General features: G+C 38.2%; 17 protein-coding genes. All 17 read left to right on the forward strand.

The window, feature by feature from the left end; genetic code table 11:
- Positions 1-12 precede the first annotated feature (12 nt).
- The 17 genes from KTR06_RS17820 (at position 13) to KTR06_RS17900 (ending at position 14,944) form a co-directional block, all read left to right on the forward strand.
- On the forward strand, positions 13-1,020 hold the full coding sequence (locus KTR06_RS17820; protein ID WP_212134265.1) for a hypothetical protein: 1,008 nt from the start codon (positions 13-15) through the stop codon (positions 1,018-1,020).
- A 190-nt stretch (positions 1,021-1,210) separates the two neighbouring features.
- A complete protein-coding gene (locus KTR06_RS17825) occupies positions 1,211-1,582 on the forward strand; it encodes a hypothetical protein (protein ID WP_008023101.1) in 372 nt (123 codons plus the stop codon).
- Between the two features lie 141 nt (positions 1,583-1,723).
- Positions 1,724-2,575 (forward strand): caspase family protein, encoded by an 852-nt coding sequence (locus KTR06_RS17830; protein ID WP_049701252.1) that lies wholly within the window; start codon positions 1,724-1,726, stop codon positions 2,573-2,575.
- 63 nt (positions 2,576-2,638) lie between these two features.
- Positions 2,639-3,238, forward strand: a complete 600-nt coding sequence (locus KTR06_RS17835; protein ID WP_141408525.1) for an RNA polymerase sigma factor — start codon at positions 2,639-2,641, stop codon at positions 3,236-3,238.
- The gene (locus tag KTR06_RS17840) at positions 3,216-3,875 is read left to right on the forward strand and encodes a hypothetical protein (RefSeq protein WP_087318386.1); all 660 of its coding nucleotides are present in this window, start codon (positions 3,216-3,218) and stop codon (positions 3,873-3,875) included. Before KTR06_RS17835 ends, KTR06_RS17840 begins: the two co-directional genes overlap by 23 nt.
- Before the next feature lie 11 nt (positions 3,876-3,886).
- Entirely contained in the window at positions 3,887-6,778 is a 2,892-nt protein-coding gene (locus KTR06_RS17845; protein WP_217290654.1) for a CHAT domain-containing protein, read from the forward strand.
- 94 nt (positions 6,779-6,872) lie between these two features.
- Positions 6,873-7,475, forward strand: coding sequence for a sigma-70 family RNA polymerase sigma factor (locus KTR06_RS17850; RefSeq protein WP_087318388.1), 603 nt, complete (start codon positions 6,873-6,875; stop codon positions 7,473-7,475).
- 2 nt (positions 7,476-7,477) lie between these two features.
- Positions 7,478-7,855 (forward strand): transcriptional regulator, encoded by a 378-nt coding sequence (locus KTR06_RS17855; protein WP_087318389.1) that lies wholly within the window; start codon positions 7,478-7,480, stop codon positions 7,853-7,855.
- 15 nt (positions 7,856-7,870) lie between these two features.
- Complete coding sequence (locus tag KTR06_RS17860; RefSeq protein ID WP_254306440.1) at positions 7,871-8,470, forward strand: hypothetical protein; 600 nt, start codon at positions 7,871-7,873, stop codon at positions 8,468-8,470.
- A gap of 15 nt (positions 8,471-8,485) precedes the next feature.
- A complete protein-coding gene (locus tag KTR06_RS17865) occupies positions 8,486-9,118 on the forward strand; it encodes a VWA domain-containing protein (protein WP_087318390.1) in 633 nt (210 codons plus the stop codon).
- 12 nt (positions 9,119-9,130) lie between these two features.
- Positions 9,131-10,153, forward strand: coding sequence for a WG repeat-containing protein (locus KTR06_RS17870; protein WP_117683429.1), 1,023 nt, complete (start codon positions 9,131-9,133; stop codon positions 10,151-10,153).
- Positions 10,154-10,338: 185 nt separating this feature from the next.
- Positions 10,339-11,022: an energy transducer TonB gene (locus KTR06_RS17875; protein ID WP_008023080.1), complete on the forward strand. Its 684-nt coding sequence runs from the start codon at positions 10,339-10,341 to the stop codon at positions 11,020-11,022.
- A gap of 105 nt (positions 11,023-11,127) precedes the next feature.
- Entirely contained in the window at positions 11,128-11,751 is a 624-nt protein-coding gene (locus tag KTR06_RS17880) for a hypothetical protein (RefSeq protein ID WP_212134271.1), read from the forward strand.
- Between the two features lie 44 nt (positions 11,752-11,795).
- Positions 11,796-12,359: a cob(I)yrinic acid a,c-diamide adenosyltransferase gene (locus KTR06_RS17885; protein WP_004313274.1), complete on the forward strand. Its 564-nt coding sequence runs from the start codon at positions 11,796-11,798 to the stop codon at positions 12,357-12,359.
- A gap of 73 nt (positions 12,360-12,432) precedes the next feature.
- Positions 12,433-12,654: a DUF2795 domain-containing protein gene (locus KTR06_RS17890; protein WP_002558131.1), complete on the forward strand. Its 222-nt coding sequence runs from the start codon at positions 12,433-12,435 to the stop codon at positions 12,652-12,654.
- A 202-nt stretch (positions 12,655-12,856) separates the two neighbouring features.
- A complete protein-coding gene (locus tag KTR06_RS17895) occupies positions 12,857-14,215 on the forward strand; it encodes a tyrosine-type recombinase/integrase (RefSeq protein WP_118687076.1) in 1,359 nt (452 codons plus the stop codon).
- Positions 14,216-14,275: 60 nt separating this feature from the next.
- Positions 14,276-14,944 carry a hypothetical protein gene (locus tag KTR06_RS17900; protein WP_118687075.1) on the forward strand — a complete coding sequence of 223 codons (669 nt, stop codon included), beginning with the start codon at positions 14,276-14,278 and terminating at the stop codon, positions 14,942-14,944.
- The last annotated feature ends 39 nt before the right edge of the window (positions 14,945-14,983 follow it).

Consider the following 14,983-nt stretch of genomic DNA (forward strand, 5'->3'; position numbering starts at 1 on the left):
TAAAATTGTATTATGGCAGCTTTAGAAAACAATTCAATTCAACAGGAATATGCTGATACCTGTGCTATTAAATCCCAGCAACTTATTTTAAATGATTTCGGAGTTCCAGTTTCTGAAGATCAGTTGGTGCAATATTCTATTGAACACGGGTGGTATTCAGGTGATGGAACAGGTACTCAAATGGGAGATGTTGGTAAACTGCTGGCAGAAGCTGGTATCCCATGTACTCAAACGGTGAATGCAAATGTCTTTGACTTAGCAAATGAACTGGCACAGGGGCATAAGGTTATTGTGGGGGTTGATAGTGGTGAGTTGTGGGATAATAAACTATTAGGGTGGTGGAATGATTTCTTCCATGGTGATACACCTGATCATGCACTAATTGTGGCTGGAATAGATATGGCCGACCCTAATAATCCAATGGTCATATTGACTGATCCTGGAACAGGGCAAGAATCCCAGGCATATCCAATGGATCAGTTTATGGATGCGTGGTCTGATTCAAAGCATTTTATGGTTTCAACGGATATTCCCACTCCAAACGCTGTAGAAGCATTTCAAAGTATGGGTGAAGACTATCATTTGCCTGTTGTAGCAGGAGTAGAATATGGTACATTCGATATGTTTCACAATTATAGTCATTATCTTCCAGATGCCTCGACATGGATGGCAGCGACAGATCCTATGACATTATTGTATAATGCTTTCGATACGATGCCGGCAGCGCCTTATTTGACTTTTGATGATGCGATTGCATCTGTTGGATTACCACCTATAGATGCTTCATTATTTTCTATGAATTCACCATTCAATCCGTCTAGCTTCAATTATGATTCCTTTGGATATGATTTGAATAATCCGACAGTGCAACATTCGATTCAATCATTGGAGAACAATTATGATGATTGTATGCGATATGCTCAGGATGCAATGGATAGTGGTTCACCAGTGACAGCCCAGTTATTTATCAATCAGGCACATGAAGCACAGAATGCGATTGACAATATAGTTGACGCATAATGTGATTGTTGTGTATTAGCATTCGAGCGTTTGGGGTATATAAAATTCCAGGAGTCAGCAGAATTATCGCACGCTCCTGGAATTATCATTGTTGATTGTTTAATAATGGAATATTTTTCATACTTCATGTTAGGAATAATAGATTGAATGACTCAATAGTATAAAAAGGATATTTTTAAATAGAACTAACATGAAAAGATTGTTTATTTTTTTTGTGGTTGGATTATGGATTGTATTGCCTGCTTTTTCCCAAAGTAACGATTACTATTTGAAACAGGCTGAGAGTTATCAACGTGAAGCTAAGTACTATTTTAATCAGGCGGAAGGTTATGAACGTGAGGCAAAATATTATAATAATCAGGCGCAAAAGTATTTGAAGGACGCTGAATATTATGCAGATAGAAATAATTTGGACAAGGTAGCTACCCGTCAAAGATGGGCGAAAGATGCAGTGGATAAAGCCAAAACACGTCAAAGATGGGCAAAAGACGCCAAAGATAAAGCTAAAACTAGATTGGAGTGGGCTAGAGATGCTTTAAAAAAGGCTTATAATAGAAATTGAAAAGTATAATATGATGAAACAGGCTTTTCTAAGTATGTTAGCTTTTACATTACTGTTTGCTTAGGATGATTTTTGTCCTTCATGTAAATCTGTATTTAGAAATAAAGGCTGGAAAATGAATTAGACATTGATGTTTAGACTATGAATCAGAAATCTTTAGTAGTGACATTTATCATATTCTTTTCTTTGTATTTGCAAGCGCAGAATAAAAGAGCATTAGTAATAGGATTAGGTGAATATGAAGATACTAGCTGGTCTGCTGTTCATGGTGATAAGGATGTCCCTATTATCGTGGAAATGCTGAAATACTATAAATATAATGATGTAAAGACGTTGGTGAATAAGCAAGCTACCAAGAAACAAATAGTCTCTGAATTTCAAAAACTGGCAAAACGATGTTTAGCTGGTGATATTGTCTATATTCATTTCTCCGGACATGGGCAACGAATGACGGATATAGACGGAGATGAAGAGGATGGTTTGGATGAGGCTTGGATTCCTTATGACGGATATTTGCAATATAGTAATAAAGATCGTGGAGAGAAACATCTGGTAGATGATGAGATCGGCTTACTATTGACAAATATACATAATAAAATAGGAACGTCGGGACATCTGTTGGTAGCAGTAGATGCATGCCATAGTGGAGATTCTTCGAGAGATATAAGCAAGGAGTGTGTGAGAGGTACGGAGAGGAAGTTTGTGATTCCCATTGATCCTGCTCTTGTCGTCAAAAAAGAAAAGACTCCGGAGTATTGGCTGACGCTGAGTGCTTGCAAGAATTATCAGTCTAATACAGAATTACCGGATGGATATGGAAAATTGAGTTATGGCTTGTATAAACATAAAGAATCATTGGGTAGACTGTCTAATGATCAATTAATCCAATTAATAAAATCATTTATGGATGAGAATCGGAGAGGTTTGCCGCAGACTCCTGTGTTGACTGGGCAATCCGGATATAAAATCTTTAATGTATTTGGAGGAAAATAGTTGATGTGGGGATTTAAATCATATACGGATGAATTTTACATCCTGGAAATTCAAAAAGAAAACATGAAAGTGATTAATCATTTTCATACTTACTGTAGAGATTATTTTCGTAAAACTTATAAGAAGCTGTTTCAGGAAGAAAATCTGGAAGATGATTTTTTTCAGGAGTCATTTGTGAAACTGTGGAAAGAGATCCGGCGTTGTTCTATTTTTGTACAAAATAATCAAATTTACAAGAGAAATGCTGCTGGAGAGATAAATCTGTTAAAATGCAGTTTGCGGACATATCTGATAGATATCACCAAAAATGATTATAACCAATATCTCAGAAAAAAAGAAGTAAGTGCACGGGATATGGAACAGCTTTTGAATAGTAAGATGAGTGAGGCAGACGTTACTACTCATACGGAAGATTTGAAATCGAAAATTGTTTCAGAATGTGTAAAGAACCTGCCCGATTCTTGCTACAAGATTATTTCACTTTTCTATTACGAGCAAAAGAATTACGATGAAATCATGGAGATGTCAGATAATTATACAAGTAAGGATGCATTGAAAACACGGAAATATAAATGTATGGAACAATTGCAAAAGCGTATTGAAGAAAAGTTTAATATGTATAACTTGAAACCTTATCTACATGAAAGAGGAAACTTTAAATAAAATAGATCGCTACCTACGTGGAGAGATGACGGAGCGTGAGAAGAATGCCTTTGAGAATATATTGGCAGGAGATGATGCTTTACGCCAGCGTGTAGAATTGATGAAAGATATAATAGATGCAGTTGAAACACGTGCAATGAAAGAGCATTTGGTAGCACTGGATGTAGTACGGTCCAAGCGAAACCAGGTTTACAAGATTGGAAGAATCGTATCTGTTTTGGCTGCTTGTTTAGTATTGGCTGTTTTCTTTTTTCATGTAGGAGATGATCATTTGTCTATCCCTGTGTCTATCCCATCAGACTTGGGAATGTACCAACGGGGAGGAACACATACTCAGAATGTCGTGAAGTTATTGAATGATAGCCAATATGATGAAGCTTTGATTTTAGTAGATTCTTTGAGAATTGTATATAGGAGTGAAGACTCTCTGGTACTAGCTAAAAAGATAAAGACAGAGGAAGATGTTTATATACATGAATGCGACTCTATTGTTCTTTATCAGTTAGAGTGGTTACGTATTCAATCATTAATTGGGCAAAAAAAATATAATGAAGTCCGTGAATCGTTAGAACAGTATAGATTACAAGAAGGCGATTATCGCGATAAGGCGGATTCATTATGGATGTTGCTTAGATAAAAGATGCTAAGATGAGACGTTGGGTGACTTATATATTATTCATAATGGCGACTGTCGGAGTAAATGCCCGGCAGTATACCGAAACGCAGCCGGACTCGACTTACTACTCACGTGCTTTGGAGCTGATATTAAAGCGTGATTATGAAAAGGCGAGAAGTGTATTGCATCAAGGTTTGACGTTTGCTACAGGCGAGATGCGCATAAAAAGCATACAGAAAATAGGACTGAGCTGGTACTTTGAAGGTTGTGTTCTTAAACTGCAGAATAAGAATAAAGAAGCATACCGATGTTTTATAGAAGCACGTAAATCTTTTCAGGAGATTTCTGATAAGGGAGATGAGATGTCCGTATTAAAGCAAATGGCTGAGATAGAAAAAAGATTCTATTCGGCTGATGAGGCTATGAAAAGGTATAACGAGGTGGTGAACATTGCCCGGCAGATACCTGATACACTTATGTGGACTGATGCCTTGAAAGGACAAAGTGGTGTATTGAAGGAGCTTGGAGAGTGGGAGGAATATCTGCAATTGTCACTTAGGCTAGATTCTTTAATGTCAAATGTTGGCGATGTCAATATTCAGATGGAACTGAATTATGAAAGAGGGGACAATGCACAAAATTTGTGGGGAAATGATGCACTAGCAGAATCATTTTATTTAAAGAATTTAAGTCTGATTCCCAATTTGCAGGAAGAGGTAAGAAATAGCCAGTTATTTATTACCAGTTTACGCTTGTGCGATCTGAAGATAGCACAGAAAAAATATGATGACGCATTAAAATATAACACCTGTTGTTTGTCTTGTTATGCTTCAGAGTTTGGTCTTGCGTCAGCTAATCGTTATTCTCCTTACCGGAACCGTGCATATATTTATCAGAAAATGGGATTAAAGGATAGTGCTTTTTGCTGTATGGATTCCTTATTCCTGAGTCATCAGCTGAAGTCGGTGTCTATGGAAACGGTTGCCGGTCATTATGTACAGAGAGGTTTATTATATGCAAACTTTGATGAATACGGCTTGGCAATAGCTGATTATAAATATGCAGACAGTCTGCTGTCTGTCCGTTACCCGGAAGATAGTAATAGCAGAATGCATATTTTGCTGGCTATGGCCAATTGTTGGTATCATAAAAAAGATTTTGCTGTCGCTAAAAAGAATTATTCCCATTATTCAGTTTTGTGTAAATCTAAATATGGAGATCAGTCTATGGAGTATGCAAATTCACTTTACTATTTAGCCAACATTGAAGGATTCACCAATGAAAAGCAAGTTGGATGCAAAGATTACAGGCAGGCTGCAATTTTATTGAAAGAGCTTATTAAAAAGCAATTAAGATATTTGCCAACGAACGCCAGAACTAAATACTGGAATGATCTTTCTGATATATTATGGAATATGACTGCTTATGCTGTAAAAATAGGAGTAAAGCAGGAGCCTTTTGCCTGCGATGCATATAATGCATTGGTCTTTTCGAAAGGATTGTTATTGGAGTCTGAAAGGTCTATGAGGAATTTACTACGGCAGAGTGGCACGGAAGAAGACTTGGCACTGTATAATAAAATGCTACTGTTACAAAGTCGATTGACCGAAGTAGAGCGAGCTACAGGTAAGGGGACAGAGAATGCCAATGAACTTTATTCTCAGATTGATCAGATTGATAAACAGTTGGCAAGCAAGTGCTCTTTTTATGGAAACTATACTCAGTTCTTGAATACGCAATATAAGGATATAAAAAATGCTTTGAAAGAAGGTGAGGTTGCCATTGACTTTACGGATTTTAAATTAGATTCCGTTCATTGTTATGCAGCTTATGTTTTAAGGAAAGAGTGGGAATATCCCTTATTGGTTCCGCTTTTTAATCAGAATCAATTGGACTCATTATATAACACTGTAAATAATATAACAGACCGTCTTTATCATTTCCCTTATTCTCAATCTTTGTTGAAGCTTTGTTGGGAATCACTGTCTCATTATATTCATCTGGGTGAGACCGTTTATTATGTTCCGGCTGGTACTTTACATCAGCTATCTCTTGAATCTGTAGCTGTTACCTCTGATTCTATATTGGGAGATCAGTATCATTTTATACGATTGTCTTCTACCAGAGAAATCTGCAGGCAAGAATTACAACAAACTGGACATACAAGTGCGGTTTTGTACGGAGGGTTATATTATGATGTCGATTTGTCCGTTATGGATGCGGAAAGTAAGAAATATGATATATCCCGACTTTTTGCATTGCGTGGTGGAGCCATGGTCAGTGATTCTGTTTATCGCTATCTTCCTATGACCCAAGAGGAGGTAAATAGTATTGCTGATTTGCTGGGAGACTGCCGGATAGATGCGACTATTTATACTGGAACTCAGGGTACTGAGGAATCTTTCTTTCATTTGGATGGGCAGGCACCTCAAATTATTCATTTGGCTACACATGGCTTCTACTATACTCCGACGGATGCGGAGAATGTATCAAGGTTGGCAGGATATCAGAATGCAATGTTGTTATCCGGTGTGATCATGTCCGGTGGTAATGCAGGGTGGAAGGGAACCATGCTACCGGAAGGTGTTTTAGATGGCATTATGACGGCAGATGATATTTCCCGTCTGAATTTGAAAGGTGCGGATTTAGTCGTACTATCTGCTTGTGACACAGGATTAGGTAGTATCAATTCTGAAGGAGTTTTTGGCCTACAGCGTGCTTTTAAGAAGGCCGGTGTACAAACTTTAGTGATGAGTTTATGGGGAGTGAGTGATTGGACTACCAAAGAATTTATGGTGCATTTTTACAGAAATCTGGCAGAAAACGGCTGGAATAAGAGAAAGGCTTTTGAAGATGCAAAAGCATTCATACGTCAAACTTATCCTGAACCTTTCTACTGGGCAGGCTTTATTATGCTGGACTGACACTAAAAAATAGGAAATAATACATTTTTCTTCCAAAGTAGGGTTACTTTGAAGGACTAAAATACATTAAGTGGTAAATTAAAGGTTTACCATTATGAAATCGTATGCTACTAAAAGCCCTTTATTGAGTGATAATGACTATATCCATGGCCTTAAAAATCTGGATAACAGGATAACTCATCAATTCTTTTATAAAGAATGCTATTTTTTATTGAATGAAATCAAGTATTCACTTTACAATGGTAAAGTCGGATATGATGAACTTGTGAACGAACTATATCTGGAACTCAATGCTGGAAACTGGAAAAGACTGGATTCTTTTTTAGGAATAAATGATTGTCATCTGAAAACGTGGCTTTCTGTCGTGTCATGGCATTTTTTCGTCAAAAAGAAGATGGTGCTGATGGAGAAGGATTCTGAAGAGGAATTGATAAATTCCTGTAGGAATACTTATAATACAGAACTGAACCTTGAAGTAGATATAGATGTGAAACGGGTAATGTCTTTGATGAAAAACAAGCGTTATGCGGATATCCTAAGATTAATGATTATTGAAGGATATACACCTGAGGAGGTTGCCCGAAAATGGAATAAAACGATAGATAATATTTATAATATTAAACATCGGGCTATCAAGGAGTTTTTGAGTATTTACAATGGTAATATAAGTACATATAACCGAATTAAAATGAACTGAACATGGACAATTGGAAGCATATTGGTATTGCCGGAGATCAGGATAATATCTTTTTATCTGCCACTATGACTGGAAATTTGCAACTGATCCGTTTGGAACACATTGGTTATTTTCGCTATAACTCCAAATGTAAGCAATGGGAAGCAGTTTTGTGTGATAAACATTCTCTGATGTTGAAAAGAAATACAAATTCGCAAAAGATACTGAGTTATCATCCTCACTTGTTGCAGGTTAGCCAGTCATTCATCATTAATGTAAGATACCTGATCTTGATTAAGGATAATAATTGCGTGTTTCTTCCACCGTTTGATGAGGTGGATAATTTACAGATAACCAAGCCTTTTATGAGAAAACTGAAAGAAAAATATCCAAGTATTTAATAGCAGGGAGGAATTATGAACAAGGTAATGTATGAGGTATGGGGCGAAGATACTTTTGCCCGGGAAAGTTATTTGGTAGGTACTTTTGAAACACGGGAAAAAGCCGGTAAAGCGTTGGAAGCTAGTGAGAAATCTGTATTAGATCAGTGTGAAGAGTTGAGAGATACCTATTGGATAGTGGAACTGACTCCTGAACGGGAAAAAGAGAGGAAGGAATGGGAGCGTAATCAGGAAGAACAGCGTAGAAGTAAAAGCGATTTTGATTACTCACATCTTTGTGGACTTATATCCCGGCTGAATAGTAAGCTACTGGAGGTGGTAGTGCAAGATATAAAAGGGACTATAACAGATAAGGAAGTCAAGTTGTTGGAGGAGAATGAAAAAGTAAGTGATTGTTATGACTCTCTTTCATTTCAATACATCAGAGGGGTGAAAGATGACCAGTGCTGTCTGGTATATGTGGAGATCGGGTTTAAAGATGAGGGAAGAATGTCAACAAGTTGCTTTGTTGGGACTCCTAATCAGATAAGGAGACAATTCTCTTTTAAGAGAGGAGAAAAGTTTGTATGTAGGATTATAGATAAAATGATTGTAGATTTTTTTTTGATAAACTAAAAATATAAAAACAACATGAGTCAACGAGTTTATAATTTAATTATTTTGGATGAGAGTGGATCAATGAGCATCATTGAGAAACAAACTATTTCAGGTTTTAATGAAACGATTCAAACGATTTCTGCTGCGCAAAGGAAGCATGAAGGACAACGGCATTTTGTTTCATTGGTAGTATTTAATTCAGACAGTATCCGGACTGTGTTTGATAAAGTCAGTGTAGATGTGGTGTCGGAGTTAACGCATGAGACCTATCGTCCGGATTGCTGTACTCCTTTGTATGATGCAATGGGAATGGCATTGACAAAGTTGCGCTATTCTTTATCCGAAACCGATGATTATAAAGTATTGGTTACAATTATAACAGACGGGGAAGAAAATTCCTCTTCGGAATATGATGGAAGGCTGATAAAGAAAATGGTTGAAGAATTGAAGACTAAAGGTTGGGTGTTTACTTATATCGGAGCTAATCAGAATGTAGAAAAGGTGGCTGCAACGATCTCCGTAACAAACGTAATGAGTTTTGAAAGTACTCCATGTGGTACCAATCAAATGTTTGCAAAAGAAAGTGCCAGTCGTATGCGCTTCTTTGATAAACTGGAGAAAAACTGTAATAATTTGGCAGACAATTTTTTTGATGATGAAAAATAGTATAAAGATAAAATGAAAAAGATAACTTTGGGAAAAGCTTTGGGTACAATTGCTGTATTGTGCCTGCTTTGGGTTAGCATTATGTTGACTATTGGTTTTTGTGAACATTATGAGAGTGACGAGCAATTGGCTGATATATACAGTAGCGAGTGTCGTTCTTTTATCAGTGACGAGAAATATAGTATACGCAATATGACTACCGGAAAAACAACGATTGACGGCATCGACTGGCTGTTTGCGGCGGATGCATATACAGATTCGTTGGTTGTTTATTCCAAAAACTTCAAACGTGGATATTTCGACCGTTATACGGGAGCGAATGTGATACCGGCACAATATACACATGCCTGGATCTTCTCCGAAGGCTTGGCAGCTGTAGTACTGAATAATAAGGTTGGATTTATTGATCATCAAGGAAAGACTGTGATTGATTTTCAGTTTCCTTATGCTAAGGATAATAAGAAGCAAGTTGGGCTTGTGTTTCACGATGGGTATAGCAGTATGTATGATGCAACCGGGAAATGTGGCATAATCAATAAAAAGGGAGAATGGGTACTGAAACCATCCTATGAGTATATACAAAATCCGCAATATGGAAAAAGAGTATTCAATGACGGAAAGATGTATGGAGTACTGGATGATTCTTTGCATGTACTTCTTCCTGCAGAATACAGGGATATTGAATTATTAGATGATTATTTAGTGGCAGATAGACCGGATGGAGTTCAGTTACAGATTGCTTATGATGGTAGGATACTAAATAAGAATGTTTATCATGATGTGACTTCACTGGATTATGATACGATGGAAAGGGCAGAAGACGGCGAAGGAACAATCATGAAGCCTACCGGAATTTATAGATATGGTAGTTACAATCTTTACGGGCTGATGGATGAAAAAGGAAAGCCTCTTACTGCTCCCGTCTATCATAACATTACTGTACTTAGCAAAGATTTATTCTTGTGTGCTTTGAAAGACATATATTCAAGGATTATTGTTGACAGGAATGGACAGGTTGTCCGATATGAGGATTAATTCATAAATTTTATCGAAAAGAAGAGAAAAGAATAAAATAAACAAGGGGCGTCGTAACAACCTATCCATAAAAAGACTATATTTATTGCAGCGAGAGAGCACTTTAAGTAATGCTTAAGAGGAAAAACGAAAAGTAGTATATATACTATATATTTTCTATTATTAATTACTTAAACACATTTTTTATGGAAGCCAAGAAATCAAAAAAGGCTGCAATTGAGAATCAACGGGGTTCTTGGTTGTTGATGGGTTTGGTTGTTGCGCTAGCCTTCATGTTCGTTTCGTTCGAATGGACACAACATGATGTCAGAGTTGCAGCACTATCACCAGATGATGAATCCATCTTTGTAACAGAGCTAGTTCCGATCACATTCCCTGAAGAGAAACTGGAACCGCCTCCTCCTCCCGAAACTAAGGTAACAGAATTGTTCGAAATAGTGGAAAACAATATGGAGGTGACGGATAACGTTTCTACAGTGTCAGAGGATATGAATGCAGTTCATGACGTTATTTGGATACCACCAGTGGTAGAAACAGAAACGGTAGTTGAAGACATTATTCACGTAAGTGTTGAAGTCATGCCGGAGTTTCCTGGAGGTACAGCTGCTTTAATGAAATATTTAGGTAGCAATATCAAATATCCGACGATTTCGCAAGAAACTGGCTCACAGGGAAAAGTCATTGTTCAGTTTGTAGTAGATAGAGACGGAACGATTTCTAATCCTGAAGTGGTGCGAGGGGTTGATCCTTATTTGGATAAAGAAGCTATCCGCGTGATAAGTTCTATGCCGAAATGGACTCCCGGAGTGCAAAATGGTAAGAAAGTTCGAGTGAAATATACTGTGCCTGTGTCATTCAGACTGCAGTAGTAACTTGGAATAAATGAATAAGGGTTGGTTCCTGCAAAGAACCAACCCTTTTTCAATAAAAAAATATATCTTTGTCGGGAGAATAAAAATACGAATGATTGTTTTATGAATCTTCTACTCTGTATAAAAAGACCTTTTATCTGGCTTTCCCGCTTTCGTCATCGTTGCGGATATGGCGTCCATTCCCCATTTGCTTTCAGTCTCATTACCGATGTAATTTATGAGAAGATGCCTTACTATGCTTATTCTTCCTTGAAAGAAGAACAAAAAAAGATGGTAAGAGAGTGTGGGTGGACCAAAGGTTCTCAAAAGGTAAACCGTTTTTTGTTCCGGTTGGTAAATAGAGTACAGCCTGATACGATTATTGAGGTTGGGCGTCCTTCCTCGACAGCCTTGTACTTACAGTCTGCTAAACCATCGGCTTCTTATCTCTTTGCTTCCGACTTGTCGGAATTGTTTCTGGATGCGGATACTTCAGTCGATTTTCTGTATCTGAACGATTACCAAAATCCGGACTTATTGGAAGAAGTATTTCGGGTTTGCGTACACCGTACTACTCCTAAAAGTGTATTTGTAGTCCATGGAATCTGCTATTCCAAAGAGATGAAAGCGCTTTGGAAAAAGTGGCAGGCTGACGAAAGGGTAGGAATAACTTTCGACCTATATGACGTCGGTTTACTATTTTTTGATAAAACGAAGATAAAACAGCAGTATATCATCAACTTCTAAGAACCTTTGTACGTTTACCATCTATAATAGTAAAAAAGAAAGTTATGAAAAAGAGCCTTGTATATACAAAGACCGGAGACAAAGGAACTACCAGTCTTGTCGGCGGAAGTCGCGTTCCAAAAACTCATATCCGCCTGGAAGCTTACGGAACGGTGGATGAATTAAATTCTCACCTGGGATGGCTGCACACTTATCTGCAGGAGGAGTCCGACCGGGATTTTATCTTGAGTATTCAACATAAGTTATTCGCCATCGGTTCACACCTGGCCACCGACCAGGAGAAAACACAACTGAAACCCGCCAGCATCATTACCCCCGAACATGTGGAAAGTATTGAGCGGGAGATTGATAAGCTGGACGAGCAATTACCCGAACTTTGCGCTTTCATCATTCCCGGCGGAAGTCGTGGAGCAGCCGTTTGCCATGTTTGCCGTACGATTTGTCGGAGAGCTGAAAGACGCATTCTGGCTTTGTCCGAAACTTGTACAATTTCTCCTGAAGTATTAGCTTTTGTCAACAGATTATCAGATTATTTGTTTGTATTATCCCGAAAAATTAATTTTGATGAACAAAATAATGAAATATTTTGGGATAATAGTTGGAAATGATAGATTTTATTATACTTTTGCCGAAAAATAGAAAAAGAGACAAATTTAGTATTCATTTTAAATACTCAAGATTATGTATTGGACATTGGAACTAGCATCAAAACTTGAAGATGCTCCCTGGCCGGCAACCAAGGATGAATTGATTGATTATGCCATGCGTTCGGGTGCTCCTCTTGAAGTTATTGAGAACCTCCAAGAGATGGAAGATGAGGGCGAAATCTATGAGAGTATCGAAGATATTTGGCCGGATTATCCTAGTAAGGAGGATTTCTTCTTCAACGAGGAGGAGTATTGACGCTTTTCGAATAGATTAAACAATTAAATATCAGCGCGATAAACAATGAAAATTTGTTTGTCGCGCTGGTGTTTTAGGGTGTTTGATAGTGCGGTTTGTTTGTCTAAATTGCGGTTTTTCTTCTCAAAAACGGAGTTTGTTTGTCTAAAATTCCATATCTTTGTTTCTCCTCAGGAATATTGCTAAAAGGAGGAAAAAGCGTATGGGAAGACCGAAAAGACTATATCCGTTGGGCAAATATCGACTTCGTACACCAAAAGAAGTTGATAAAGATAAAGCCTATCCTGTCGAGTTGGAATATACTTGGAACAGGCAGATAATCCGTAAGACTACAAATGTCTTTGTCAAGGTTGCAGACTGGAATCAGAACGGCAATCAGGGACGGGGTGAAATCCGTGCAAGCTATGGTGGTGAGTTCAAACGACTGAACCAACTTCTGCTTGCACGTGTCGAACGTATAGATTCGCAGCTTGCCGAGTATAACGAAAAACATCCGAACCAAATTACAGCGGATGTCGTTTCCGGTTTTCTTGCAGACAAGCCTCTTGCACGTCGTGATCAGGGAAAAGATTTTGTGGAGTTCACATTGGAACGTCTTTCTTCGGATTATTCAAGGAACAGAATCGGTAGAAGCCGATACGAGAACGGAAAGAGTTGCATGAACATTTTTCAGGCTTTTTTACGGGCAACCAAACAAGGCACATACCGTTCGGACGCAATATATGTAGGTGATATGACACCAGAACTATTGGACAGTTATATCGTTTGGCGCAAAGAAATCAAACAGAATAGCGATGCGACAATTAATCATGCCTTGACACCGATATTGAAAGCGTGTGCATACGCGAGTGAAATGAGCATGATAGATCCAGCCGTGAATGCAAGGATTCAGGATATGCGTATCGTTACAAAAGTTTCACTTTCAGAGGAAGAGGCTGAGTTTGACGGGAAAAGCCTGACTAAAGAGCAAATGTCTGCTCTTTTAGAATATTACAAAACCTGTCAGGAACCACGTAGAAGGGAATTTTTAGAAATGTTTTTCTTTGCGTTCCACGCTTGCGGACTTCGTGTGGTGGATGTGATGACCCTGCAATGGAAACATATCGATTTTGCCCGGAAAAAGTTGCGGAAGATTATGATAAAAACAAACAAACGTCATGTGATTCCTCTGACTGAACCTGCATTGCGCATATTGCAACAATGGCAGGAAAAACGTGCAGGATGTCGGTATGTATTTGACCTTGTGAAAGAAACTTTGGATTTGGATGATGCGGAGGCTCTTTATAAGGCTCGTAATAATGCGACTAAATGTATCAATCAGTCGCTGGCGGTCGTGGGAGAGCAGATTGGGCTACCTTTCAGTCTTTCAATGCATGCGGCCAGACATTCGTTTGCGGTCTTTGCCCTGAATAAAGGATTGTCAATGTCTGTAGTAAGTCGATTGCTTGGTCATGGTAGTACGGATGTAACAGAGAAAGTCTATGCCCGTTTCTTGCCGGAAACCTTGTCTGCTGAAGTGGCTCGACTGAAAGACGAGTTAACTCCGCTTGAAATAATATGATTTTTAGAATTTATGGTATTGAGATAATTAGTTTTTGTTTCTATGTAATGTGAAATATTTATGCTACAAATAATATTCTTGGTTATAGGTCTTTGTATTATCGTTCTTGCATTGTCCTTTGCTTTCAAAAGATATGCAAGGCTGATTCTTTGGTCAAGTGCAATTACCTTGTTTGCCGGTACGCTATTGCTTGTCGGAGTCGGTGTGATAAATCCGATTGATGGAGATAATACTGGCTCTACAACGTTTTGGGGTACTATCATAACATTGATTTCAGGTGCGGCTCTTGCCTTTTGCGCTGAAATGCTGAAAGAGGGAAATAAGGGAAAAATAAAGGTGCAAAATGGCAATTCCTCTGTTTCGGAGGAACAGTCAGTATGTGACGAAGGGGCTGTTGTCTTGACAGGAATGTTGAATACGGAACTGGCTGTTAAAGTTTTTGCGAAAGCGATAGAGACTGGTTATATGAGCGAAAAAGGTTCCCATTATAAGTGGAATGATTCCAAAGTTCTGCTGGCATATATGTGTGGGCGAATATATTGTGGAGACAAGCCTGTATATTCTGATATGGACGAGAAGTCATTCTGGAAATTCGGCAGATTGGGGGTCTTTCCTGATACGGAACTGAGCCACTTGTTTGAAATGCCTGATTTGGGGCAGTCCCGGTCGAATAGGAAAGACCTTGTCGTTCCTGCAAAATCCAAGGAAATCGATAAGTTTTTTGAGTAGCTTGATAGCTACTCTTTTTGTTTATAATCAATGCTTTAA

This window comes from Bacteroides sp. MSK.20.12, assembly GCF_019052435.1.
Lineage (GTDB): Bacteria > Bacteroidota > Bacteroidia > Bacteroidales > Bacteroidaceae > Bacteroides > Bacteroides xylanisolvens.

Bases quoted from the DNA above. Each gene is read 5' to 3' on its own strand.
- KTR06_RS17900 (WP_118687075.1), top strand. From the start codon at position 14,276: ATGCTACAAATAATATTCTTGGTTATAGGTCTTTGTATTATCGTTCTT.
- KTR06_RS17840 (WP_087318386.1), top strand. From the start codon at position 3,216: ATGAAAGAGGAAACTTTAAATAAAATAGATCGCTACCTACGTGGAGAG.
- KTR06_RS17820 (WP_212134265.1), top strand. From the start codon at position 13: ATGGCAGCTTTAGAAAACAATTCAATTCAACAGGAATATGCTGATACC.
- KTR06_RS17825 (WP_008023101.1), top strand. From the start codon at position 1,211: ATGAAAAGATTGTTTATTTTTTTTGTGGTTGGATTATGGATTGTATTG.
- KTR06_RS17830 (WP_049701252.1), top strand. From the start codon at position 1,724: ATGAATCAGAAATCTTTAGTAGTGACATTTATCATATTCTTTTCTTTG.
- KTR06_RS17895 (WP_118687076.1), top strand. From the start codon at position 12,857: ATGGGAAGACCGAAAAGACTATATCCGTTGGGCAAATATCGACTTCGT.
- KTR06_RS17875 (WP_008023080.1), top strand. From the start codon at position 10,339: ATGGAAGCCAAGAAATCAAAAAAGGCTGCAATTGAGAATCAACGGGGT.
- KTR06_RS17885 (WP_004313274.1), top strand. From the start codon at position 11,796: ATGAAAAAGAGCCTTGTATATACAAAGACCGGAGACAAAGGAACTACC.
- KTR06_RS17850 (WP_087318388.1), top strand. From the start codon at position 6,873: ATGAAATCGTATGCTACTAAAAGCCCTTTATTGAGTGATAATGACTAT.
- KTR06_RS17870 (WP_117683429.1), top strand. From the start codon at position 9,131: ATGAAAAAGATAACTTTGGGAAAAGCTTTGGGTACAATTGCTGTATTG.
- KTR06_RS17855 (WP_087318389.1), top strand. From the start codon at position 7,478: ATGGACAATTGGAAGCATATTGGTATTGCCGGAGATCAGGATAATATC.
- KTR06_RS17865 (WP_087318390.1), top strand. From the start codon at position 8,486: ATGAGTCAACGAGTTTATAATTTAATTATTTTGGATGAGAGTGGATCA.
- KTR06_RS17890 (WP_002558131.1), top strand. From the start codon at position 12,433: ATGTATTGGACATTGGAACTAGCATCAAAACTTGAAGATGCTCCCTGG.
- KTR06_RS17835 (WP_141408525.1), top strand. From the start codon at position 2,639: ATGAAAGTGATTAATCATTTTCATACTTACTGTAGAGATTATTTTCGT.
- KTR06_RS17880 (WP_212134271.1), top strand. From the start codon at position 11,128: ATGAATCTTCTACTCTGTATAAAAAGACCTTTTATCTGGCTTTCCCGC.
- KTR06_RS17860 (WP_254306440.1), top strand. From the start codon at position 7,871: ATGAACAAGGTAATGTATGAGGTATGGGGCGAAGATACTTTTGCCCGG.
- KTR06_RS17845 (WP_217290654.1), top strand. From the start codon at position 3,887: ATGAGACGTTGGGTGACTTATATATTATTCATAATGGCGACTGTCGGA.